This is a genomic window from Desulfovirgula thermocuniculi DSM 16036 (genome assembly GCF_000429345.1).
GTDB classification, from domain to species: domain Bacteria; phylum Bacillota; class Desulfotomaculia; order Desulfotomaculales; family Desulfovirgulaceae; genus Desulfovirgula; species Desulfovirgula thermocuniculi.
The window spans coordinates 1-21987 of the sequence record NZ_AUBR01000053.1; the positions used below are offsets into that span (position 1 = coordinate 1).

A 21987-nucleotide genomic window follows, 5' to 3' on the forward strand; every position below is an offset into this window, starting at 1 on the left:
AGCCTGGGCGGCCGGTTCCTTGGTACAAAGGAAACATTTTCCTTATTGGCTCGACATCGATAGAAAGGAGGGCCGAAAAAAAGTGCTGGTGACTGCAGCCGGAGTGAACAAAAACCTCGAAGGGAAAAAGCGTTGGCTGTTGAATATACACCATGTAAGGGCTTCCTCCTCCCTTTGTGGTTTTTTGGGGTTTTTCGATTAAATTCGACACAAAGAGGAGGAAGTCCTTTCTTCTTTTAAGTAAATGTGTTACAAAAAGCAGGTTAAGGAAGTGGGTAAAGCTTACCCCTTAGGTCCTAAAATCTTTCGGGTTCAAGAGCTCTAAGTTTTGCATTTTGCTCAGTAGCGATCAACTCGCTACCATCGTCAAAGCGAACTCTATAGGTTTTCCTGAGTACGATGGGCGACAGGTACGTAACCGTTGTTGGGTTCCCATCTTCAGCGAACACCTTGTCGCCGACCCGCAATTCGCCCATCGTGGTCCAACCACGGGTTGTCAAGATTGGAGTGTCCAAGACCAGAGGCGCTGCACTGTACACCTCCGAGCCAGGCTCTCCGTCCGCCACGAAAAGGTAGAGCCCTACGCCAGCGGCAAGGGTTGATTTCCCATTCTTGCGAGGCACCTCAATGTAGGCAGTTCGATACCGCCGGGTCCCGTCGGCCCGCATCCAGCCAAAGATGCTGCCTACTATGAACTGCTGCCAGGGCTCTAGCTGAAACGTGCAGCCGGCCCATTCCCCTTTGGAGTGCCGCAGAAAGCGAAAAAACTCAAGGGCGTGGTCTGCTGCACCGTAATCAAAGTACAACCCCCGTGTAGCGGCGGCCTTCAGGTCCCGCAGGTGCCGCTCGCAGGCCAGCCGGATAAGTTCGCCGGCAACGACCTTTCCGTTTACAACCGCCTCGGCGTAGGCATCAACCGGATGAAGGCTTTTTCGCCTTGCCACGGCGCAGGAACTCCTCGAATTCGTCTTCTTCTTTCTGCTCCGGCAAACTCATCCGGCCACGGCTTGAAGGCGTCAAGCCGAACTCTGCGCAGAAGGCCCTTATCAACTGCATCGACTTCTCGGCTATCTTGACCGCCGGGTGGGGCATGACGTAACCAGTCTCCGTGGTGACAGTCATGCCTTCCCGCTTGATGATCTCCTCGGCCTGCTTCCACCTGGCATAGGCCTGGCAGTAGGCGGCCAGGGCCGCGCCGTCCACCACGGTCAAAAGCCCCAGGCGCTCAAGTTCCGGGGCCACACGCTTCCACTCCCGCTTGGCTTCCTTGTCCAGCCAGCTAGGGCACTTGGGAGCCACCGGCTTTGGCTTGGGTTCGTTTTTGTTAAGTGGCCGCTTGCCAGGATTTCCCTGCAGTATTTTCAACACCGTAGGTTTTGGTGCCGGTCCTCGCCTTCCCATACGTATCACTTCCCTTTTAAGTCCACCATACCCCTTGGGGGTATCTTTGGTTTAACGGTGTCTCGCCCCGGCAATCCCCCCTTAACAAAACTTGCGGCCGCGCGTTCGAGGCCGGGCGCGCGGTCTAGGGCCGAGGGGTGCCAGGGATTTTCACCCCCCTACCCCCTCTATGCCCACCCATACCCCTGGGGGCTTCCCTTATACCCTATGGGGTACATTCTTTTCCTGTATGCAACCTAATGTGGCACTCGCGGCACACACTCATCAAGTTCTCCATATCCAGCGCGTGCCCGCCATGCTTTATCGGCTGCTTGTGGTGAACGATGGTGGCTGGCGTAATCCGGCCCTCCTGCTCGCACAGCTCACACAACGGATGCCGGCGCAGGTACATTTCCCGCACCCTCTGCCAGCGGGAGTCATAGCCGCGTTGGGCCGCCGTCCCTCGCTTCTCACTCTGGTGTCGGTAGTACTGCCTCATGTGCTCCGGGCAGTAGCGTTTTCCTGCTTCGACTAAATTCGGGCAACCCGAGTAACTACACGGCGTTGGTAGCTTCGGCATAATCTCACCTGCAATACAAAAGCCGCCCTCGCGGACGGCTCTACTGGTAGCATAATAGCATACTTGACAGGCTTTCAGGCTTGCAAAAAACTTGCAACCTAGTCCTTCGCCAAGTGATAACCAGGAGGCAATCGCATGTAACAGATTTTAGCTACTAAATAGTCTAAACATTTTTCAGTAATGCTCCACCGATCACCTGCTTTTGAATACCCCCGGCAGCTAATCAGGCCTTCTTTCCACATTTGACGCAACGTCATTGCCGTCTGTTGTGGGCTTAGTCCTGACCCATCTGTCAGTTCTTTGGTGGTTTTAATTTCCAGCCTATTACCAAATTACTTCAGTAGTAGAACTCGCTTTGTTACCTTTCCGACGTGCAAATGGCTACCCACGGTCTTCATCCTTTCTAACGACCCCAAGTTCTATACAGCTTATATGAGCATATCCCTCACAGAAGGGCCTTACATAATATCCCTCTAGTGTTTTCCCACAGATATTGCAAGTCAAAAGTTTGCTCCATTCGTTTTCTCTAGCTACACCTGTGATAAACCTCGTTATATGCCTTGTCTTTTTCCAGCATGCGTCACATGATCTACCTCTCGGCATTCAGTACCACCCCAGCCTTTCCGCAATCCCGTATACAAACCCCGTGCGATAGCGGTGAAATGTACTCTCGTCTATATTCAGGATTTCAGCCATATCCCTGGCCGACAGGTCAAATCTACTCCTCCCCTGCAATTTTTGTACAAGTTCCTGTGGCGGCTGCCAGTCTATTGCCAACCCGTACTTGACCCAGATAACCCTTTTAGCCTCCTCCCTGCACCGAAGGTAAGTATCTCTTATCGCTCCCGTAATCCTCTCCATTTCCCGCAATAGGATATAATCCGCTAGTTTCGTCGCCCTCCTCTCAACTGCCGAGCCATGCCACCCCTCGTTAACCGCTAGCCGCACCTCTGTGCTCCCCGCAAGGATAATATCCTGCCGTATCCTCTCGATTTGCTTGACCGTCTCCTCGTAAGCATATATTTCCGCCTCAATGTGCCTAAAAGTTGCCCGCTTTAGTTTCACTCGTTGCACCCCCGCCGGAAGTATGGTATCATTTACCCGGACAGCGCTTTACCATACCCCGGTGCGGGGTTATTTTTTATGCTTTTTGCGATGCATTATTTTGCCGCAACTCTTCTGCCTTACGTATTAAGCACTCTCGACAAATATACCCAATTATTCGGCTACCGCCCGCTAGCGTTAGCGGAAACTCTCGCCCGTATATCTCTTTATGGCAGAACTCACATATACGACGGTCGTAATTTCTCCATACTTTCGCTCTTTCTGCTGCCTCGTTGATCAGCTTACGCAGATTCACCAGTTCACCGCCTCCCCTTTTAGCAGCCCCGCCCGCCCGGGCAGGGGAGGCTCCTCCATGATTAACCTCCACGCTGTAAAAGGTAGTGCCAACGCCTTGGCCCGCTGGATCCAGTACCCAAGCACCGGTACAATTTCTGGTTGGCGCCACTCTACATACTCCGCAATTGTTATAATCCCGTTCACACCGCCACCCTCCATTTTCCGGGCCACAGCACCAGGAGATAACCGGTGCGGTAATCCAAGTAATCGGCCCGCCCGCATCTCGTACAGAGCCACACCCGCCTGCGCAATAACTTACTCCACGCCCGGACCTTCTCAGCCCCGCACTGCCTGCACCTCATCTGCCTGCCCCGCCTTCCTGCACCTATCAAAGGTCTTTATTCGTGCAAGCTCCCCGTTACGGTAAATGTAAACTTGAAAAGTGAAAATTAGTTCACACTTCACGCAACGCCATCTTGAAACATTATCACCGAAAAAGACCATGTACACCTCATCACCGCACACCGGGCATTTCACTAACTCCCCATCTCCCCCGCCCCTTTTTCCTCTTTGCCAGGCGGTATAGCCTCCCCGCAGTGGGGGCACATCCACGCCATCCCTGTAGCCGCGGAGTAGACTTTCTTGCCGCATTTAGGGCACAACCGCTCTTCCACTTGAATCAAACCTCCACGCGGATACTGCGGTTAACCATTGCTTGCTCCCTGCTCCCTGAGAAATTCCAAGATCTTCCCTAACCGCATGACCACCAGCCACTCCTGCCTATCCACCCTTAGCGCTAGAAAGTCCCTGCCTTCCAGCCAGGCATAAAGTTGCCGGAACCCGTCCTTTCTGCGCTTCACTTCACCTCTGCCTACTCCGGGCCACTCAACATCCCCAGCATAGGGACCACCGGCAGAACCGGAGAGCGGCACCCGCCGCCCCCCGATCAACCGGGCAAATTCACGCTCGCCGTTGCTGCCCTTGCGCTTAGGAGATTTGCCGCCCTTACGCTTGTCGCCAGGCATTCCTACACCTCTGCTTTCCCGCTCCAATGTCCGGGCCCTACCTGGTGCCGGTGGTGGTGGTAATCGTGTCCGAGGTCCTCCAAGTTTTCCTTAAGGGCATTCAATACGCCGGTGATCTGGTCAATCTGGTATTTAACGCCAGTGGTAATCTGTTCCACCTTTCGTTCTAGTTCGTGGCACATGCGGGTAAGGTGCAACACTCGCTCGGATAACTTAAGTACGTCTTCCAAAGGCTCCGGCAAGAAACACACAAGGCCTGAGAAGTATTCATAGATGTCGCCGGCTGGCTGAATACTTGCCTGGTTAATCTGCTGCTCTGCGTCCTGTTCCTGCGTAGTTGCCTCGCCACGCTTGGTGGATAGCAAGGTAAACCCTTTAAGCCCCCACTCTTCTTTTAACGCAACCAGTACCGTCGGATGGATACTATAAACGTCGCAGATTTTTCTGTCTCCCCAGCCCTGCTCTTTCAGGTGGAGGTAAGTATCACGGCTGAGTTTTTGACGCGCATTCTTAAGCCGCTCAGACCTCTCCCACGTTCGGTTACGCTTGTTTTCTGGTTGCTGGTCATAGCTCTCCGAACCCGGCCGTTCTCCTGCTTCCCATGTTGCTTCCGCTTCTGCCGTGCTCAAAGCGGCCGGCCCCGTTTCCGTAGTTACCCCTTCCTGGTGAAGCGCTTCCATTTCCTCACAAACCTCCTCTTCATGTTTTTCTCGCTTTCCGAGGATGGTCCGGTACCACTGCCGCACCTGCATGGCCTTTTCGGGATCTGCCGGTGGCCCGTAAAGCCTTTCTATTTCCTGCCTGTCCATCTTGTAAACCATAACCGGCCCCGGCGAAGCATACCCATCACCCACGCCTGACGTCTCGCACGGAAGCTTACAGCCGCATCTGAAGCGGGATATGCTGGTATTATGGGGCCTGGTCATGTTCCCACACCTGCCATAACCAGCCGTGGGCGTAGAAACCTACTGCACTTTGCGCCACCTTTCTGCCCAGGAGTTTCGTCATACGCTACCCACCGCCTTACGCGCATCCTTCATGTACAGCAACCTGGCCTCTCTCTTGCGTTCTTCACACTTTGCTATGGTCCAGCCGTTCTGATCCTTCAGAATTCCAACACAGCAGCACAACATGATGACACTTTTCCTTTTACAGGCCCTGCACCACTCATGATGGTTGTAGACCCAAAACCACAGCCAACCTTGCCGGATAAGTTGCTTAAAAACGCCCGACATCATATGTCCCTCCCGGCCCACCCGTTTTCTTTGTTTTTAAAGCCCCTACCGCCGCTTCAACACCCGGACCGATAAGACCGGCCCTCTGTGCCTCCCTGACCAGGATCACTTCTTCCGGCGTCACCTCCGGTCTGTCCTGGCCGGTTTTAAACGGGACCAGGTAGAACACCCGGCCGTCGCCAACCCTAAAATAGTACTCCCTGTTTAAAGCCCTCCGCTTTGTCAACTCGTTTCCTATGGCCATCCTCAGCGCCAGGACCTGCCTCTCGTACTTTCCCAGGGTTTCCACCATCCACTCCCGCGGTAACTCCGCCGCCAGGTCCACGTTTTCCATCACCGCACCCAGGGCCGAAACCGCAAACAACCACTTCAGTTTTTCCCGGTGCTCGGATAGGCTGGCCTTTATTTCTTCCCACTTGTCGGCCGGTATCTTGCCCTGGACCAGCTTGTAGTGGGCCGCTCCGCTTTCGCTCTTCACTTTTATTAAGCCGGCGCCCATTTCCCGCAGCGCGCTCAGCACCACGTAGAGCGGCCGCAGGGGTTCGCATTCTTTGTACTGACCGTCGGGCCCGGGGTAACCCAGGTAATAGGCGTTGGTGAGAACATCCCGCCAGTAGCGGTTTTCTGTGTCTTCGTCCGGAATTTCCGTTTTTACAGCCATATTTGGATAATCCTGGTGTTCCCGAAAACCCTGCGGTTTGATTTCCGGCTGTACCTGGCTTTGGGGCCGGCGATCCTTATTTTCCTGGGAGCCCTGATGGCTTGCCGCCTGTGTTTCCGTTTCTCCGCTCAATATCCGTTCGAAGCGCCCCATTATGGCTGCCCCCTTGTTTGCCATTTATTTCCTCTAATTTAGGAAAAACTACCCCCTACAAGCACCCCAGCTGCGTTTCCAGATTTTGATGGGTTAGATGAGGTTAGATAAGGTTAGATGACGTCTCAAATTGATCTAACCCTGCTCAGCCCTACAGCCACAAGGCTTTCAGGGTTTAGGGTTAGAAAGTTAGACGGATTTTCCGTAAAAATAGGTCTAGAAATTTTGAGCGAGATCACATAGGTAAAAGATTTTTTTGACCTTTTCGGTTGCGCCCCAAAAATTTTCGTAAACACCCAAAACTTCATCTAACTTTCTAACCCTGTACCCTCAAAGCCTTGATTCCCAAGGCTTTGAGGGGGTTAGATGAATTCGACCCTCCGTCTAACCTCGTCTAACCTTTTCCGCTGAAGCCTTGAAAATCAAGCATTTCTCCATCTAACCTTTTTAAATACTTGCTATTGATTACGCTGGTACTTTAGTCATCCGCCGCCAGCCCGCCGTTTTTGGACAGCATTTCTTCGATTTCCCTTAAAACCTCCGGTGCCTGGTTGAGGTCGAACGTCCACACCGCCCGGGTGCTCCCTTCCAGCTTCTTGTTTTCGCCGTGCGAAACGTAGTAAGGCTCCTCTTTTAGGTACTTCATTATCGAAGCCTTGTCGAAGGGTTCGCGCCCCGTCTTCTTGCGGTAGTGGATGGCCCACTTCTCGTACACGGCGTGCAGCCAGACGTAGAGCAGGCGGTCGCCGGTGACCCGCATGTGCCGCCCGTCGATTTCGTTCTCCGAGACCAGGAAGCTGACGTCGTTCCAGAACTGGTTCAGCATGTGCTCCTGCTCGCTGGTGCGCTTCATTTCCTGGCAGACCTTCTCTACCCAGCGGATGAAGTCGTCGTCCTGGAGCACCACGGCGTCGAAGGCGCCGGCGCAGATCGCCCAGTTGGTGGCCGTCCGGTCGGATATGTCGCGCTTGCTCAAGGCATCTTTGAGTTCCCTGATGTTGGCGATAATTTTTTCCGCGTAATGGTCGTAGTTGAGCAGCAGGTGGTAGGTGAAGCCGGAGAAATCGTAGCAGTTTTTATTCAACCAGTCGAACCACGTCCGGTCGCGCTTGTACTCCGATATCTGCAGCGGCACGCAGCGGGTGAAAAGGCCGTTGTCTTTGGGGAGCTCCTCGCCGGAGATGGCCACGCAGGCGTTGACCGCGAACCCTTTGGCCTGGAAGGCCGTGGGCGTGCCCTTGCCGGAGAGCTGCCGGTTGTAGGCGCTGCGGAAAAAGCCGTCCTTCTTGATGATGTTTGCTTCGTTGCGGTACTCATCGAACCACACACCGAGCCCCGAATAGTAGGCGAGGGCCCGGGTGATGAAGTTCTGGCTGGTCTCGGCCAGGCCGATGCCTTCGGTGTCCAGGCCGAAGAAGTTCATGATCCAGTGCAGGAAGGTCGTCTTGCCGGATTCCCGCTTGCCGTGGATGAACAGGATCGGCAGGCAGCGGAAGGCCTCGAACACCTTGCGGTTGAACAGCGTGGCAATGACCCAGCCTATGGCGACGTAGGCTTCGTACCCGCCCACGGTCTGCTTCAGCTTTTGAGCGATATCCACGATGTCTACCGGTTTTGTAGACAGCGAGGGGATGGATTCTTCAGTCCGACTGCCGTCCAGGCCGATTTGCAGGCTCTGCGGCTTGTACCCCCGACCCTCCACCCAGATTATGCCGTCGTTGTCCGGCCAATACACCTTGCCCTTCTTGATGGCCAGGTTGCCGAACAGCCACAGGTGGTCCGAAATCTGGCCGATCCGGTCCGGCATGTAGATAAATTCCCCCGTATCCCGGGCGAACTCCAGCTTCCAGATGTTGATCAGGTCGTCGCCCCTGCCTTCGAAGATGTAATTGCCTTTGCTGAAGCAGAACTTCTTGAACTCGCCCGGGCCGGCCATGTCGCTGGGGTCCAGGGGGAAGATGTCCGAAGTCTCGCCGTACTCGTTGACGAACTGGACGTTGCGCACCACGCCTTCAGGGGTGAAGAAGCTGGACTTGATGTTGATAACGAAGTTGCTGATGGTTTCTTCGTAGGGCTCCCCGTTGCGGTACCTGGTCACCACATACCGGTTGAATTCCCGCCTGATGTTGAGCCGCGTAAAGTGCATGTTGACCTTGCGCTGTACCACGCGGCGGGCCTCTTCGTCCAGGCTTTCCAGAAACTCCTGCGGCGTTTTGGCCCGGGCAATGACGTTTAAGATTTCTTCCCTGGTTCTCCCCTGGGCCAGGGCGCCGTCGAAGTCGATCTTCCCCTGCACCCGCCACTCGTCCGGCAGCCAGCCTACTCTGGCGTCGAACCCTGCACGGCCGAGTTTATAGGCCATGAGGTAGGCCCAAAGCTGGGTGTCGTAGCGGTCGGAGACTTTTGGCTTGTAGTTGGGGTACTCCGGGTTGTCTTTTATTTCGTTGTCAAAGATCACGGTGACTTTTTTAACTCCAAACTCCCTAAGCAGGGTCACCAGCCTGTCCAGGTGCTTGCCGCCGAAGGACGATACTCCGGGCACCGCCACCGCGGGGATGCGCCACTGCCACAGGGCAGCCGCTTTAAATTCGCCCTCGGTCAGCACAACGTGCTCCGGGTGATCCTGAAGGAAGTACCGGCAGTAAACCTGCGGGGGAAGCTTTTCAAAGCCGAGCTTGTGCGGCCGGATGTAGTAAACCTCTACTTCACTCCCACCCTCAACTGCGTCTTGGCTGCATCGGTCGCCCAAATTTTTGCCAGCAGCCCCGGTGGGCCGTCCCGGCGCACTATCCTCACCTTCTTCACTACCTGCGCCCAACCCGTCAGTGGGGTTGCACCGTGCTAGGCCGGGTTCATCCTCGCCGTGGTTCCCCATGTCGCCCAAATTTTTGCTGCTGGCCCCGGTAGGCCGTCCCGGCGCCGTTTCAATACCATCATCCTTCTCACCAACATCAATGGCGCCCGTTCCGTCAGTGGGAACGTACCGTGCTAGGCCGAGGTATGGGATCAGGATCCTGTCGTCAAGGAGCTGGCTGTTCACAATCAGCTGGCCGTTCGCCCTAACCAGCACTCCCGATTCAACCAGATCTTCCTCAGTGAATTCCTCCAATAACCTGTCCTTTAAAGCAGCCGCGTGCTTGCCCAGGGACCGGAACATGAGCCGGTCGATGGTCTCGTCCGTAAACCCCCGCTTCTTTTTAAGCTGCTGCCGGTGAATGTCCGTCAGCGGCAGGAGCTCGCAAACCCTGGCGTAAATGCGGTAAATTACTGGTTTGCCAATCTCCCTCCCGGCAACTGGATTTTTTTGAGGCTTTTTCTGGCCTTTCTGTTTGATGGACGTTACCTTTTTAGTGATTCCTGCCGCGTCTTCGATGAGTTTCTTGGCGCTTTTATAGTCATGGCCGAGCTTCTTTAAGAAGCTGACCAGGTTGCCGCTTTCGCCACAATGCCAGCACTTCCAGAGCCCTGTGCGGGTATCGAAATAGAAGTGCTTTTCTTTATTACAGAACGGGCAGGTGCACTCCCATTCCTTTCCTCGCTGCTTTATTAACCTGACTCCCTGTGAGCGGAAAAAATGTTCTACGTCGAGGTGGTTCTTTATAATCTCGTCCAGCGTCATGAAAACACCACCCGAAACGTGTTTGCTGCTCAGTCTCCGTTAAGGCCCACCAGCCTTTCCTTCAGCCGGCTGTAACGCTCTTGAATGCGGTCGTTTCTGACGGCTATTTCTACTGCTTCGGGCTGGCAGACCAGCACGAGCCGGTGCTTTGCTCGGGTGATGGCCGTATAAAGCAGGTTGCGCTGGAGCATTATATAGTGGCTTTTAACGCAGACCACGATGCACAGCGGGAATTCGCTGCCCTGGCTTTTGTGCACGGTACAGGCGTAAGCCAGGGTGAGCCTGTCCAGGTCTTCGGCCGGGAAGAAAACCTCCTCCTCGAACCTGACCCAAACCCCCTGATTTTCGCCGTCACTCACTATACCGGTCACCTTACCTATGTCGCCGTTGAAAACGCCCTTCGGATAATCGTTTTTTACCACCATCACCTTGTCTCCAAGGCGGAAGGTTTTCCCGTTAAATTTGTGCTCGGTTTTGGCCCGGGCAGGTGGGTTGACCAGCTCCCGGATGGCCTCGTTTAAGGCATCCACGCCCGCAGGACCCTTGTACACAGGGGTAAGGACCTGAAAATCCATCGGGCCGTAGCCGTCGCTCAAAGCCTGACGCACCCGGTCGGTCACCACCTGGATCACCTGATCGGCGCCGCCGACGAATATGCATTCCACGTCCTTATTGAGAGATGCCAGAGGCGGCACCACGCCGCGGCGCACCATGTCGGCGCAGGCGGCTATTTGGCTGCCCTGCGCCTGGCGGTAATTGAATTTCAGCCGGACGGTGGGCACCACCCCGGAGGAAATGGCATCCCGCAGCACGCTGCCCGGGCCCACGCTTGGCAGCTGGTCCACGTCGCCCACCAGCACCACCTGCATGTTATCGGGCACGGCGGCAAAGAGATCGGCGGCCAGCTTAATGTCGGTCATGGAAAATTCGTCTACGATGAGGAGGCCGGGGGCATGAAGCGGGTTGTTCTCGTCTACCTGAAAGCCGATCTCCGGGTGGTATTTAAGCAGCCGGTGGATGGTCTTGGCCTCCTGGCCGGTCACTTCGGAGAGCCGCTTGGCCGCCCTGCCAGTTGGCGATGCCAGGTAGACCGGGTTAAAGGGGTAAAGCTTTTTGTAGGCGGCAATGATGCCGTTGGTGACCGTGCTTTTGCCGGTACCGGGCCCGCCGGTGATGATGCTCAGGTGATTGGTCAGAGCCGTCTCTATGGCCGCTCTCTGCTGGGGCGCGTACTCGATGCCGGCCGCCTGTTCGGCAAAGTTGAGGGCCCGCTCCAGATCGTTCTGGTCAATGTCCGCCTGCCGGCCTACCAGGCCGCTCATGCGGGTGGCCAGGTAGCATTCGGCCCGGTGGAGATCTGCCGGGTATATGGCATTTTCTTCTCTTATGAGCCTTGCTTTTTCTATCAGTGCATTGCAGGCCGCGGCGATCTCGTCCACCCCCACCCCGCAGCCCCTGCCCAGCAGCTTTTGCACCGCCGGAACGATGTCCCGGGGCCGCAGGTAGCAGTGGCCTTCCCCCTGGGCAGAGCCCAGGACGTATTCCACAGCCGCCTCTACCCGGCAGGGCGAATCCGGGGCAATACCTACGGCCTGGGCTATCCGGTCGGCGGTATGGAAGCCGACACCGAAAATCTCATCGGCAAGGACGTAAGGGTTTTCTTTGACTACCTTGATGCTGTCCGGGCCGTAGTGGGCGTAGATCTTGGCGGCCAGCCTGGGGGTCACCCCCTGGCGGCAGATGAGGGCCGCCAGTTCGGCCAGAGCGGTATTCCGTTTCAACCCGTCAATGATTTCGCCGGCCTGCTCGGGGCTGATGCCGGGAACTTGGTAGAGGAGCTCCGGCTGCTGTATGATCGTCTCCAGGCAGTTTTCACCCAGGGCGTCCACTATCCTTGCTGCCCGCACGGGGCCCACCCCGTAGGCCAGGGTGGATAAGTAGGCAATGATCCCCTGCCGGCTCTGCGGCAAGACGAGCTCGCAGGCATCAAAGGCGAACTGCCGCCCGAACTTCGGGTGCTCAACCCACCGGCCGGTAAAAGTAAACTCGTCGCCTTCCCGGATGGAGGGCATGTAGCCCACGGCGGTTATGTAATCGTCACCGGTGTCCACGGAAAGCACGCAGTACCCGTTGGATTGGTTGTGAAAGCGCACCCTGTGTACGGTGCCGCGAATGGTTTCCGGTTCTGTAACCCGTTGAGGCATGGTCATTTTTCTGTGCACCCCGCTTTTGTGGAGGCCCGGGCGGCCCCGTTAAGACGGGGACCGCCCGATCTCTTTAAAACGGCTCGTCGTCGAGAAAGGCGCCGGAGCCTGCAGAGGCGGAGACATCGATTGTCTCATCGTTGCTGTACTCGATGCCTTCAACCTTCGCGGTGCGCATCGCCGCCTTCAGGGTGGCGGCGTAATTCTTCATGGCGGCCCTGTCCTGGGGCGACAGCGCGCCGACGAAACTCCAGGCCACGGCGGAATAAGTAATCCCGTCTTTGTTCTGCGCCCTGTACAGCTTGGCTTTGCTGATGGCGCCGTAATAGGGGACCTTGTGCTTGGAGGTCAGGCGGCGCATGTAGGCATTAAAATCTTCCAGGCTGGTCGGCGGCAGGGCCAGGAGGTATGGAAGCATCTCTCCTTCGGTCAGAAGATAGACGCGGCGGATGTTTTTGCAGGCCTTGCCGCGGCCGCCCTTGGTATTGCTGCCCCAGGCGTTTAGCTTGCAGGTGTCGCAGTTGCCGCCGGGCTTGCCGACGCCGGTCTTGGCGTCCAGTGCCGAGCAGGTGGGCGGTGTGCCGGTCCCGGCGTATTCCCCTTCCCAGTAGGCGTTTACGCGGTAATGGTCCAGGATCACGCCGACCAGTTCTTTGACCGGTTCCGTGCCTTCCTCCGAAGGCACCTCGAAGGTCGTCCCGCCGCCGGGAGGAATCCTAATGCGCGGGAAATCTATTGGCACGTCTTCGCTGAAGTTGGCCTGCATGACTTCCAGGATCTCCCTCTGCTCTTCCGGAGAGCAGAGTACCGGGGACTCGAACTTGACGACGGCAAGTTCCTGCTTTGCCAGAGCCAGAGTCATGTTTTCGAAACCTCCTTATATTTTGGGGATTCCGGCCAGGAAATTTACCTTGGCCGCAAGTGCGGCAAGGATAGCTTTTTGCGCCGAAAATTCGTTGTACAGCTGGTCGAGGGTAAACTTGGCTTCGTTGTAGCTGTCTTCCACCGCGCGGTAATTGCTCAGCGCTTCCTGGTATTCGGGGCTGGACTTCGCCCGGCGGATAAATTCCGCCTCCCTGGCCTTCTCGTTGGAAAACAGCGGCTTGCCGTTTTCGCCCACGGCAGCGTTGATATCTGCTATGATGTCCGCTTTTATGGTCTCCAGTTCAAGCTTTGCGTCTTCGAGAGAACGCTGCAGAGAAATGAGGGTGGTCTGCTGGGCCTTTATTTTTGCCGGGTAGGATTGAAGCGTGGTGATTGTCTCGTCGAGGTTGAGGTTTTCCAAGACCTGATTCAGGGTTTCTTGGACGGCTTTTTTGATGTAGGGCAAAATTTCTTCGTAATTTATCCGGAAAGTGGTTTCCACCTCAGATCACTCCTTTTGTGAGCCTGTGTGGCAAAAAGGTTTGTGTTGGGCCGGGCCGCCTGACCCGGCCCCACGGGAAGGAGAAGGTTTAAGGAGGTTGGGCCATGCCGAGTGGCATGGTTAAAGGTCGAGAGTTAAGATACCGCAAATTGATTCGTCGAACCACGCACACTTTTCTTGTAAGCATTTCTTATTGAGAAGCGGGCAGATTTTTTCTTCCTGCGATTCTACGGGTTTGTTTTCCTCTCTATACTTTTCTGCTTCTTTTTCGGAACAGTCATAGCACGGTAATTGGGCTCGATCGCCGCTAAGGAGTGCTCCAAGGCTTGCTAAACTATTCACCTCATACCACACGTCATTGCCACATTTATTCACGCATTCCCATGCGACACAGAGGCTGTACTTTGTTGTGGTATCGTTCCAGCGGTATCTAAAACGTAAACCGTCCACAATTGCTTCCCAGAAAACTCTTGGCTCCCAGGAAAGCTCTTCTTCTATCGGTACAGGAAATAGTTCAATTTCTTTAGGGTTAACCTCAAGGATTCGTTGAAGCTCTTTGATAAGTTGCTCGCGCTCGTATTCCATCGCTATTTCCATATTTTTTCTTTCAAATTCTGCTTGCCTCTTTTGGGCCTCACGCCACGAATTTAAGGCTCTTATTGAAAGGCTCATTTTATCCCTCGCTTTCGGTTTTTGGGTATTTTGCAGGGCGGGCGGGAATCGAACCCGCTCACACCACTTGCGGTGTGTTTTGGAATGCGTGTCGCCTCCACGCCGCCGCCCTGCAACCCCCAAATCGCTCAGCGGTGAGCGATCTCCTGCCTTTGTCTTGGCAGGGGAGGCGGGACTCGAACCCGCGTCCCGGGATTTGGAGTCCCGGATGCTTGCCGCTGCACTACTCCCCCACCGTGCCGCCCCGGGGCCTTTCCTCCCCGCCCACTTTTACGCCGTCGCCACCGGGCGCAGCTTGCATCTCTACCAAAAACGTGCTACAATGTAGTGGAAGGCTCTTATAAGGCGCTCAACTTCGTGCGGCTAGCAAGCCGCCTTTTCTTTTCTCCGGCGGATCATAGTTGCAATCGGTAACAATCGTGACGCCCAAAGTTTTAGCTCCTCGATTTTTTGCTCCAAGTCCAGTAATTCATTAAGTATGGCTTCAAATTCCGGTATTTCTTCTTCCGTAATTAACCCATCAGCTGCTATTTCTAACAAACGATTCCTGATTAACCGCACGTCGTTGTGCTCCTTTAATAACCCCAGCACGATAGTTGCCAGATCTTTGTCAACTAGCGGGTATGCATACACCTGACCGATGGGACAGTAATCTGCGCAATACTTTGCGGTTAATACCGGCTGGCCGTACACTTCTGCCATTTTGAGGACTATCTCTGGTGGCACCAGCGTATGACCATTTTCGTAATTGATGAGTGTCCTACTGCCAATATGGAGCTTAAACGCTGCCGCTTCTATGCTCAGCCCGGCTGCTTTCCGTGCAGCTTTAAACATTGCACCACCTCCCTTCGCGATGGTTTAATGTTTTCAAGGAACTAATCCCCACTACCTTATCCCCCCACCCCCGGCGCTAGGGCCCGGTGCCGGGGGAATCAGCCCCGCCGTTACGGCTTATATGTCGCAATGCCGTATTTGCGGAAAGCAAGTAGCGATTCTGCTATTACTTTCACTGCACAGTTTTCTTTCACCCACCACGCACAGTCTTCGCCTTCGCACCAATGCTCGTGATCTTTTCCGTTTGGTTTAGCGAGAACCTTAATTGGGCAAAGTCCCCTATCGTCTGTCACCGTATCAACCCCCCGCTTCGGAAGAAGTATGCCCATATTTCGCGCTTACGGCGTTCAGCATTTCTCTTATCTCTCCACATTTTCCACCGCACCCAAAGACGCCTCAAAAGTTTTCTCACGCTACTCCTCCTTTCCACTACCTCACCGCCTTGAGCTTGGTAGCCAAAGTGCTATCTTCCGCGTACTCCCGGGCCAGCTGCTCCAGCTCTACCCGGTACTGCTCCAGCTCTTCCCTGGCCTTTTCCGCCTGCCGGATGATACGCTGGCACTCGGACATCTTCATGAGCAGGTAAAACATGCGGTCCTCGTACTGCTCGCGGGTCACGTTGTCACCTCCCCTCTATCCCGCCGTGGTAACCGGGCCGTCCAGAGTGCCGGCCCACTCCAGGATGTCCTTGGCTCGAAATCGCTTGCGGGTGCCAATGGTGAAGTACGGTATCTTGTTCTGCCGCACCAGCTCATAGATCATCCACTCAGACACCCGTAGGAGCTTGGCCACCTCTTTAGCCGTCAGCACCGGGTCCACCTGGCGTATCTCCAATTCTTCCGCTATCTTCGGATATTCCGGCTTCGGCTTCGGCAGCCGCTTGCCGCACATCGGGCAGAAGCGGGCACCTTCGGGGGCTTCGGCCTGACACTTGGGGCATTGCATCGGGTCACCTCCTACTCTACTGCACGCCTTTTTCTTTCGGCCCGTTCTATTTCTATAAAGTCACGTTTCCGAAAACCATCTACCACACTGCCGCCGCGCAGGGTTAACCGGACGTAGCCGGTGAACCGGTGCAGTATATCGACGACCTCTTTCCCGTTGATGCGGTCGCCCTCGCGGACCTCTTCAATGGGGATTTTGAGCTTCACCGGCTTCACCTCCCCATGGCTCTGCTGTAGATAATGTGGATGAGGCTCACTGGTTGGCGGCGCGGGGACAATGCTCGCTATTGCAAGCATGTTCGATTAAAAAAATATCGTCAAAAGAGACACCTAAAACATCACATATTTTTTTCGCCACACCAGGGCTGGGGGTTCTCCGGCCTGTGACGATTTGGTTTGCATAAGGCTCAGAAATACCCACAGCTCTGCCTAAGGCCCTTCGGCTATAGCCGGCCTTTATGAGCATTTCCTGAAACGCGGTTGGGTCCTTCAGTTTGATCCGTTGCATTTTCTCACCGCCCTGCTTGCAACTGCAATCTTGTTGTTGTAATCATATTAGCATAAAACGCTTGCTGATGCAAGCACTTTTTTGTTCAAAAACTGGCTAAATTTTTTCGTGCTTTTTATAATGGTATTGTAGGTGATTGCAAATGAAAGCGGCAGAATTTGGTAGATACCTCCAACATTTGCGAAAAAAGAGAGGGCTGACTATAAGGCAAGTTGAACTAGCTTCTGGTGTTTCGAATTCTTACCTTTCCCAAATTGAAAACGGCAAAAGAGGTATCCCATCTCCTGAGATATTAAAAAAGTTGGCTCCTGTTTTACATGTGTCTTACAAAGAGTTAATGGTTAAAGCTGGCTATCTCGATGATTATGACCAAACTGGTGTTGAAGAGAAAGGTGACATTGGCACCCTAGCCGCTCACCGTACCGATGACCCACTGAAGGAACTCCCTGAAGAGGCCCGACGAAGCCTAGAGGAGTTTCAGGAATACATTCTCCGCAAATACGGCAAAAAGAAAGATTAACGGACCTGCTACTTCGGCCAAGGGGTAGCAGGTTTCGGCTTATTTAGGGCATTCGACATGATTCGTCAAGCTAGGACAGGTGATGCCATGCCGGTGGAGTTATTCCGGCTCGCCGAAAGAGAAGGGATAATCATCGAGTGGTGGGACTTTGAACCACCACTAGAGGCAGTCTATTGGGCTATGCCAGGGCTGCCGCCGGTGATTGGGTTGGCCAACTCCCTCGACTATGCACCCAGGGCGTATTTCAGGTGTGTGTTGGCTGAGGAGTTGGGTCACCATTTTACCACTGTGGGTTGCCGTATACCTCGCACCTACTTCCACTACCGGGACCGCATGGAGGTGAGCCGAGCAGAGTATAGGGCTTTAAGGTGGGCGGCGCAATGGTTAATACCCTTGGACAAGCTGCTACAGGCGTTTAGACGAGGCATTGTTGAGGTGTGGGAGTTAGCAGAGTATTTCGATGTGACGGAGGAAATGGTGAGGTTTAGGTTAAATCTATCTGATATCTTGATGCTCAGGCTGGCTGGATAAACGAAACCCCAGATAGTAAGTAAAGAAAGGTGGGATGCCTAATGTTTACTGTCTTCTTTTTGTTGTTTCTTATTTCTGCGGCTGCTTTAATTCTCGGTCTCATCAAGCCAGACTTTATCCTGCGCTGGGGAGAAATAAAGAATCGTAAAAGGGTGCTCAAAATCTTCGGTGTCACTACGGCCCTGCTTTTTATCCTGACGGTGGCCACCGTTCCTGAACTTACGCCGGAAGAAAAAGCCGCATTAGCACAGAAGAGAGAGGAGGAGAGGTTAGCAAAGGAAGCCCGAAAGGCAGCTGAGGAAGCGCGAAAAGCTGAAGAAGCCAGAAAGCGACAGGAGGCCATAGCCGCTAAAAAGGCAGCTGAAGAAGCAAAGAAGGCCGAGGAAGTAAGAAAACGAGAAGAGAGCCAAGCATCTGCGCCTGCGGTCCCTTCCGCTGCAGAAACCGGGCAGCCTGCCCAACTCCAACTCCAAGTAGAACAGGAACAAAGACAAGTTGTAGTTCCTACACAAGAGATAACAGTCGCCAATTACAAGGAACATGCAGCACCGATTATCAAAAATTACTCTGAGCTTTTGATAAAACTAGGAAGCATCCTAACACAAGCTGGATCTGGCACCATGTCTCAGAGAGAATTAGCATCAGCAGTTGAACCTATTTCGGCAGAACTTCAAAACTTAATAGATCAAGTAGATAAATTAGACCGGCAGGCAGCATCAGTTTTCTATCCGGGCGAAAGTATACGGATCACAACTTATCTGAGCAACTCTATTAGAGGAACTTTTGCCGGAGTCAAATTTCTTAAAGAAGGTAAATTTGAAGCGGCGAATACATTGCTACAAGAGGCGCAAAGAGATTTTCAAAAGTTCTTGAGCGGTTATCAAAAGCTTTAGGAGGAATTTACCATGAAAAAGTGTTTTGCTTTCTTCTTGATAATAGCTTTGCTTTTAACTGCTTGTTCCTCTCCTTTCTTTTCTAATTCCCCGAAAGCTGCACCAAGCACACCCGCTACCACCCAGGCCCCCCAGATGGAAAGCAAAACTCAGGCGCCACCACAGCAATCTTCTCCCCAAAAGGCTGAGCAAGAAAAGGCATCACCAGTAGTGCTGATTTCGGCAAAGGTTATAAAGGTTGTAGATGGCGACACTATCAATGTAAACATAGACGGCAAAGATGAAACCGTCCGGCTCATCGGCGTGGATACACCGGAAACTCATCACCCGAGTCAACCGGTGGAGCCATACGGGCCCGAAGCCGAAAACTTCACCCGCTCACAGCTCGACGGCAAGACAGTGTACCTTGAAAAAGACGTGCAGGAGCGGGATAAGTACGGGCGGCTCCTTGCCTACGTGTGGGTAGATAAGCCCACTGAAATCAGCGACCAGGAAATCCGGGCCAAGATGTTCAATGCCCGGCTCCTCCTGGATGGCTACGCCCAGCTGTACACCGTATCTCCAAACGTCAAATACGTCGATTACTTCCGCACTTACCAAACCGAGGCCCGGGAAGCCAACAAAGGGTTATGGGCGCTAGGGCCCGTGCCCAACGCACCGCCCGCTTCTTCTAGTCAAAATGTACAGGCTTCTTCGGGCAGCGTTCAGGCTGCTTCCGCCGGCGGCCAGGTGCAGGACCAGAAAGAGATTACGGTTTACGTCACCAGGACGGGCAAGAAATACCACATGGACGGGTGCAGGTACCTAGCGAAGAGCAAGATACCCATGAGCCTGAGCGAGGCCAAGGCGGCGGGGTATGAGCCGTGCAGTGTGTGTAATCCGCCGAGGTAGGGCAAAGAGGAAATACTGGCTCACGGAGGTACGAATATATTTGCTCCCATGAGGCTAAAGTTTAAAATTTACTGTGATGAAAGTCGAACTAATGACCCCTATAAGTTAGTTGGCGGTATTTGGATAAAGGCCGAATATGGTTGGCCTTTTGTCAACGATTTCCATAAAATATGCGAAAGTAAACTCAACAAGATACCTGCTCACATGAAATGGTCAAACGTACCATCGAAACCGGAATCGAAATACATGTGTTTCTATACCGACCTAGTCGATCTATTCTTCGCCTACATGAATTCAGGACACATGTTCTTTAGGGTCATTGTGGCGCATCCAAACTATAGGTTTGATCATCCCATTTACCATAGGGGCGATTTTGAAGAAGGTTTTTACAAACTTTATTATCAACTCATTTACAGAACGCTATTGCCCTTTAATGAATATCACATTCGTTTGGCATATAGGGATGTCCCTAAAAAAGTAGTGGCAAAAGACGAAACAACTCGACTAAAAGAATTAATGAATGCGTTAAACAGGTCCATTAACCGTGATTATTCTTATTCCCTTGATGAATTACCGGTAAAATCAATTGCAAGTCGCCCTGCTGAGGGTCGCCGCCTAATTCAATTGGCGGATATTCTTATAGGGGCAACTGGTTATCATTGGAACAACCTACATAACCGACCATGCGCCAACAAGGGAAAGGTCTTTCTCGCAAGTTACATCGCGGGTAAATTAGGGAGGAAAGACCTGGTATTTACAACCTCTCCAAACGATCGCCGCTTTAATATCTTTTTCTTAAATCCAAAATAAGTAAGGCACCCTTGGCCCTACTAACCCCCGAGGAATCATCCCCGGGCTTCAGCACCAAGTGGTGCCATCATTCTCCTGGTTGACGTATTGTCATTAATTATTATACCACCTTTGTGGCAAAAATCCTCCTCATTTTTTAAAATTTTTTCGTGGAGGTATTCCTTAATGCCCGGCCACCTGGAAAAGCGCAGCAACAAGAGTTGGACAATCGTCGTAGAGCTTGGCCGCGACCCGGTAACCGGCAAGCGCAAGCGGCTCAAGAAGGCTTTCCGGGGCACCAAGAAAGAGGCAGAAAAAGAGCTGGCCCGGCTGCTGACGGAAATAGAAAAAGGCACTTACGTTGAGCCCACAAAGCTAACGTTTGGGGAATATCTGCTCAGGTGGCTTGATGACTACTGCCGCCCCAATCTTGCCCCGTCTACCTTCGACAGCTACCAGCGGATTATTAAGAAACATATCATCCCCGCCCTGGGCGCTATCCCCATGGCAAAGCTACAGCCCATGCACCTGCAGAGCTATTACTCCGAAAAACTGGGCGCCCTTGCCCAGCGGACGGTACAGTATCATCACCGGATAATCCGGGAGGCCCTTAACCACGCCATGAAATGGCAGCTAATCCCTCGCAACGTAGCTGACGCAGTGCAGGCCCCCAGGGCTAAGAGGCCGGAGATAAGTGTGCCAGGACTGCAGGAAATAAAGCAACTGCTGGAGGCTGCCCGCGACCACCAGGACTATGCCCTCATATGCACGGCCATATTCACCGGCATGCGCCGGGCCGAGCTTCTGGGCCTCAAATGGGAGGACGTGGACACCAACACGGGCACCATTTCGGTGCGCCGAACTCTGCAGCGGCTGCCGGAAACCGGCTTCATATTTACGGAGCCAAAGTCGCAGAAAAGCCGCCGGCAGGTGCTTATCCCGCCGGTCCTAGTGGAGATCCTTAAAGAGCACCGACGCCGGCAGTTGGAAAACAGGATGCGTTTAGGCGAGAAGTACCAGGACCACGGCCTTGTTTTCCCAAGGCAGGACGGACAACCGGAGGACCCGTCCAACATAAGCCACCGGTTCAAAGCCCTGGTGGACAAGCTGGGGCTTTCCGGCCTACGCTTCCACGACTTGCGCCACCTGCACGCCACCATCCTCCTTGCCCAGGGAGTTCACCCGAAAGTGGTCCAGGAGCGGCTGGGCCACCAGACGGTTACCCTCACCTTGGATACTTACTCCCACGTTATCCCCACGATACAAAAGGAAGTGGTGGAGAAATTACAGGATTTGTTTGGGCACCAAACGGGCACCAAAAAAGCTTAGCGGGCACCACTTTTAAGGTGCCCGCTAAACCGCGCAAGCCTTGATTTTTCTGGTGCCGGAGACCGGAATCGAACCGGTACGGGCCTCGCGGCCCCCGGGATTTTAAGTCCCGTGCGTCTGCCAGTTCCGCCACTCCGGCTTAAACCTGGTTTAATCTTAGCATACGCCCGCCTCCCCTGTCAATTGGCACAAAAGGCCCTGTCCGTGTCAAGATTCAGTAGGTGCCCTCACAAGAAAATTTCCCTTATGAGACCCCATCACCCAAACGAACGCCTCGAGGAACCTGCCTTGAAACCAAACCGTAGATGGTTTAAACAAGCCACCACAGAGTCGGCCTCAGGAAATAAACACCAGCATGAGCATACCATCCGGTTACATATGCGTCAGACGTGGCCGTAGAGAGCAATCAGGCCTGCCGCCAGCTTTTTGCTCCCCCGGTGCTGGACGCCTCCAGGGCCAACGACCCCGACGTAGGGAGCGTGACGCCGGTGAGGTTCTGAATTGCCGACAGG

The 21987-nt window shown here is 53.9% G+C and carries 26 protein-coding genes and 3 tRNA genes; 7 read left to right on the plus strand and 22 right to left on the minus strand.

The annotated features are described in order from the left end of the window. On the plus strand, positions 1-202 hold a 202-nt coding region (locus G454_RS22120; RefSeq protein ID WP_211230073.1), incomplete at its 5' end, for a hypothetical protein. A gap of 94 nt (positions 203-296) precedes the next feature. Here G454_RS22120 and G454_RS0111585 read toward each other — a convergent pair. The 20 genes from G454_RS0111585 to G454_RS20970 form a co-directional block, all read right to left on the minus strand. Continuing rightward, positions 297-944 carry a Hint domain-containing protein gene (locus G454_RS0111585; RefSeq protein ID WP_027718761.1) on the minus strand — a complete coding sequence of 216 codons (648 nt, stop codon included), beginning with the start codon at positions 942-944 and terminating at the stop codon, positions 297-299. Next, on the minus strand, positions 913-1299 hold the full coding sequence (locus tag G454_RS0111590; protein ID WP_211230074.1) for a phage terminase small subunit P27 family: 387 nt from the start codon (positions 1297-1299) through the stop codon (positions 913-915). The genes G454_RS0111585 and G454_RS0111590 overlap by 32 nt, the downstream gene beginning before the upstream one ends. Positions 1300-1606: 307 nt before the next feature. Then, on the minus strand, positions 1607-1960 hold the full coding sequence (locus tag G454_RS22735) for an HNH endonuclease (RefSeq protein WP_027718763.1): 354 nt from the start codon (positions 1958-1960) through the stop codon (positions 1607-1609). 603 nt (positions 1961-2563) lie between these two features. Beyond that, a complete protein-coding gene (locus G454_RS0111600) occupies positions 2564-3025 on the minus strand; it encodes a hypothetical protein (RefSeq protein ID WP_027718764.1) in 462 nt (153 codons plus the stop codon). A gap of 291 nt (positions 3026-3316) precedes the next feature. Next, the gene (locus G454_RS0111605) at positions 3317-3505 is read right to left on the minus strand and encodes a hypothetical protein (protein WP_027718765.1); all 189 of its coding nucleotides are present in this window, start codon (positions 3503-3505) and stop codon (positions 3317-3319) included. A 500-nt stretch (positions 3506-4005) separates the two neighbouring features. After that, positions 4006-4161, minus strand: a complete 156-nt coding sequence (locus G454_RS22900) for a hypothetical protein (protein WP_211230075.1) — start codon at positions 4159-4161, stop codon at positions 4006-4008. Positions 4162-4328: 167 nt separating this feature from the next. Continuing rightward, positions 4329-5147, minus strand: a complete 819-nt coding sequence (locus G454_RS0111615; protein ID WP_156896750.1) for a hypothetical protein — start codon at positions 5145-5147, stop codon at positions 4329-4331. 397 nt (positions 5148-5544) lie between these two features. After that, positions 5545-6222, minus strand: a complete 678-nt coding sequence (locus G454_RS0111625; RefSeq protein ID WP_156896751.1) for a hypothetical protein — start codon at positions 6220-6222, stop codon at positions 5545-5547. Positions 6223-6853: 631 nt separating this feature from the next. Beyond that, the gene (locus G454_RS18885; protein WP_051276297.1) at positions 6854-9994 is read right to left on the minus strand and encodes a CHC2 zinc finger domain-containing protein; all 3141 of its coding nucleotides are present in this window, start codon (positions 9992-9994) and stop codon (positions 6854-6856) included. Positions 9995-10023: 29 nt separating this feature from the next. Continuing rightward, entirely contained in the window at positions 10024-12204 is a 2181-nt protein-coding gene (gene recD2, locus G454_RS0111635; RefSeq protein WP_035107693.1) for an SF1B family DNA helicase RecD2, read from the minus strand. 67 nt (positions 12205-12271) lie between these two features. Next, positions 12272-13060 carry a hypothetical protein gene (locus G454_RS20455; RefSeq protein WP_051276299.1) on the minus strand — a complete coding sequence of 263 codons (789 nt, stop codon included), beginning with the start codon at positions 13058-13060 and terminating at the stop codon, positions 12272-12274. Between the two features lie 15 nt (positions 13061-13075). After that, positions 13076-13564, minus strand: coding sequence for a nucleotide exchange factor GrpE (locus G454_RS0111645; protein ID WP_027718771.1), 489 nt, complete (start codon positions 13562-13564; stop codon positions 13076-13078). Between the two features lie 120 nt (positions 13565-13684). After that, the gene (locus G454_RS0111650) at positions 13685-14236 is read right to left on the minus strand and encodes a hypothetical protein (RefSeq protein ID WP_169719353.1); all 552 of its coding nucleotides are present in this window, start codon (positions 14234-14236) and stop codon (positions 13685-13687) included. A gap of 33 nt (positions 14237-14269) precedes the next feature. Then, a tRNA-OTHER gene (locus G454_RS21490) sits at positions 14270-14348 on the minus strand. A gap of 46 nt (positions 14349-14394) precedes the next feature. Then, a tRNA-Trp gene (locus G454_RS0111655) sits at positions 14395-14469 on the minus strand. Positions 14470-14599: 130 nt separating this feature from the next. Then, positions 14600-15070, minus strand: a complete 471-nt coding sequence (locus G454_RS18895; protein WP_051276301.1) for a helix-turn-helix domain-containing protein — start codon at positions 15068-15070, stop codon at positions 14600-14602. A gap of 429 nt (positions 15071-15499) precedes the next feature. Further along, positions 15500-15688 (minus strand): hypothetical protein, encoded by a 189-nt coding sequence (locus tag G454_RS0111665; protein ID WP_027718773.1) that lies wholly within the window; start codon positions 15686-15688, stop codon positions 15500-15502. Positions 15689-15703: 15 nt separating this feature from the next. Further along, positions 15704-16015: a helix-turn-helix domain-containing protein gene (locus G454_RS18900; RefSeq protein ID WP_051276303.1), complete on the minus strand. Its 312-nt coding sequence runs from the start codon at positions 16013-16015 to the stop codon at positions 15704-15706. A gap of 11 nt (positions 16016-16026) precedes the next feature. Then, positions 16027-16221, minus strand: a complete 195-nt coding sequence (locus G454_RS0111675) for a hypothetical protein (RefSeq protein WP_027718774.1) — start codon at positions 16219-16221, stop codon at positions 16027-16029. A 46-nt stretch (positions 16222-16267) separates the two neighbouring features. Continuing rightward, positions 16268-16522: a helix-turn-helix domain-containing protein gene (locus G454_RS20970; protein ID WP_084413463.1), complete on the minus strand. Its 255-nt coding sequence runs from the start codon at positions 16520-16522 to the stop codon at positions 16268-16270. Between the two features lie 142 nt (positions 16523-16664). Here G454_RS20970 and G454_RS20975 point away from each other — a divergent pair, with 142 nt between their 5' ends. The 3 genes from G454_RS20975 to G454_RS20465 all read left to right on the plus strand — a co-directional run bounded on the left by G454_RS20975 (position 16665) and on the right by G454_RS20465 (position 18466). Next, positions 16665-17042 (plus strand): helix-turn-helix domain-containing protein, encoded by a 378-nt coding sequence (locus tag G454_RS20975; protein WP_084413464.1) that lies wholly within the window; start codon positions 16665-16667, stop codon positions 17040-17042. An 87-nt stretch (positions 17043-17129) separates the two neighbouring features. After that, positions 17130-17573: an ImmA/IrrE family metallo-endopeptidase gene (locus G454_RS0111685; protein ID WP_027718776.1), complete on the plus strand. Its 444-nt coding sequence runs from the start codon at positions 17130-17132 to the stop codon at positions 17571-17573. A 41-nt stretch (positions 17574-17614) separates the two neighbouring features. After that, complete coding sequence (locus G454_RS20465) at positions 17615-18466, plus strand: hypothetical protein (RefSeq protein WP_051276305.1); 852 nt, start codon at positions 17615-17617, stop codon at positions 18464-18466. On the opposite strand, the gene G454_RS21495 is transcribed toward G454_RS20465, so the two are convergent. Beyond that, positions 18463-18612 carry a hypothetical protein gene (locus G454_RS21495; protein ID WP_156896753.1) on the minus strand — a complete coding sequence of 50 codons (150 nt, stop codon included), beginning with the start codon at positions 18610-18612 and terminating at the stop codon, positions 18463-18465. The two genes, G454_RS20465 and G454_RS21495, sit on opposite strands and share 4 nt — an antisense overlap. Positions 18613-18676: 64 nt before the next feature. On the opposite strand from G454_RS21495, the gene G454_RS0111695 reads away from it, so the two are divergent. The 3 genes from G454_RS0111695 to G454_RS0111700 all read left to right on the plus strand — a co-directional run bounded on the left by G454_RS0111695 (position 18677) and on the right by G454_RS0111700 (position 21475). Then, complete coding sequence (locus G454_RS0111695; RefSeq protein WP_051276307.1) at positions 18677-19357, plus strand: thermonuclease family protein; 681 nt, start codon at positions 18677-18679, stop codon at positions 19355-19357. 48 nt (positions 19358-19405) lie between these two features. Next, the gene (locus tag G454_RS20980; protein ID WP_084413466.1) at positions 19406-20167 is read left to right on the plus strand and encodes a DUF3800 domain-containing protein; all 762 of its coding nucleotides are present in this window, start codon (positions 19406-19408) and stop codon (positions 20165-20167) included. 165 nt (positions 20168-20332) lie between these two features. Continuing rightward, positions 20333-21475: a site-specific integrase gene (locus tag G454_RS0111700; protein ID WP_027718778.1), complete on the plus strand. Its 1143-nt coding sequence runs from the start codon at positions 20333-20335 to the stop codon at positions 21473-21475. Positions 21476-21525: 50 nt separating this feature from the next. On the opposite strand, the gene G454_RS0111705 is transcribed toward G454_RS0111700, so the two are convergent. Then, a tRNA-Leu gene (locus tag G454_RS0111705) sits at positions 21526-21614 on the minus strand. Positions 21615-21987 lie beyond the last annotated feature (373 nt).

Excerpts from the sequence above, each read along its gene's own strand:
- G454_RS0111700 (WP_027718778.1), top strand. The coding sequence starts at position 20,333 with ATGCCCGGCCACCTGGAAAAGCGCAGCAACAAGAGTTGGACAATCGTC.
- G454_RS18900 (WP_051276303.1), bottom strand. The coding sequence starts at position 16,015 with ATGCAATGCCCCAAGTGTCAGGCCGAAGCCCCCGAAGGTGCCCGCTTC.
- G454_RS20975 (WP_084413464.1), top strand. The coding sequence starts at position 16,665 with ATGAAAGCGGCAGAATTTGGTAGATACCTCCAACATTTGCGAAAAAAG.
- G454_RS20455 (WP_051276299.1), bottom strand. The coding sequence starts at position 13,060 with ATGACTCTGGCTCTGGCAAAGCAGGAACTTGCCGTCGTCAAGTTCGAG.
- G454_RS20980 (WP_084413466.1), top strand. The coding sequence starts at position 19,406 with ATGAGGCTAAAGTTTAAAATTTACTGTGATGAAAGTCGAACTAATGAC.
- G454_RS18885 (WP_051276297.1), bottom strand. The coding sequence starts at position 9,994 with ATGACGCTGGACGAGATTATAAAGAACCACCTCGACGTAGAACATTTT.
- recD2 (WP_035107693.1), bottom strand. The coding sequence starts at position 12,204 with ATGACCATGCCTCAACGGGTTACAGAACCGGAAACCATTCGCGGCACC.
- G454_RS0111685 (WP_027718776.1), top strand. The coding sequence starts at position 17,130 with ATGCCGGTGGAGTTATTCCGGCTCGCCGAAAGAGAAGGGATAATCATC.
- G454_RS0111650 (WP_169719353.1), bottom strand. The coding sequence starts at position 14,236 with ATGAGCCTTTCAATAAGAGCCTTAAATTCGTGGCGTGAGGCCCAAAAG.
- G454_RS20465 (WP_051276305.1), top strand. The coding sequence starts at position 17,615 with ATGTTTACTGTCTTCTTTTTGTTGTTTCTTATTTCTGCGGCTGCTTTA.
- G454_RS20970 (WP_084413463.1), bottom strand. The coding sequence starts at position 16,522 with ATGCAACGGATCAAACTGAAGGACCCAACCGCGTTTCAGGAAATGCTC.
- G454_RS0111625 (WP_156896751.1), bottom strand. The coding sequence starts at position 6,222 with ATGGCTGTAAAAACGGAAATTCCGGACGAAGACACAGAAAACCGCTAC.
- G454_RS18895 (WP_051276301.1), bottom strand. The coding sequence starts at position 15,070 with ATGTTTAAAGCTGCACGGAAAGCAGCCGGGCTGAGCATAGAAGCGGCA.
- G454_RS22735 (WP_027718763.1), bottom strand. The coding sequence starts at position 1,960 with ATGCCGAAGCTACCAACGCCGTGTAGTTACTCGGGTTGCCCGAATTTA.
- G454_RS0111615 (WP_156896750.1), bottom strand. The coding sequence starts at position 5,147 with ATGGTTTACAAGATGGACAGGCAGGAAATAGAAAGGCTTTACGGGCCA.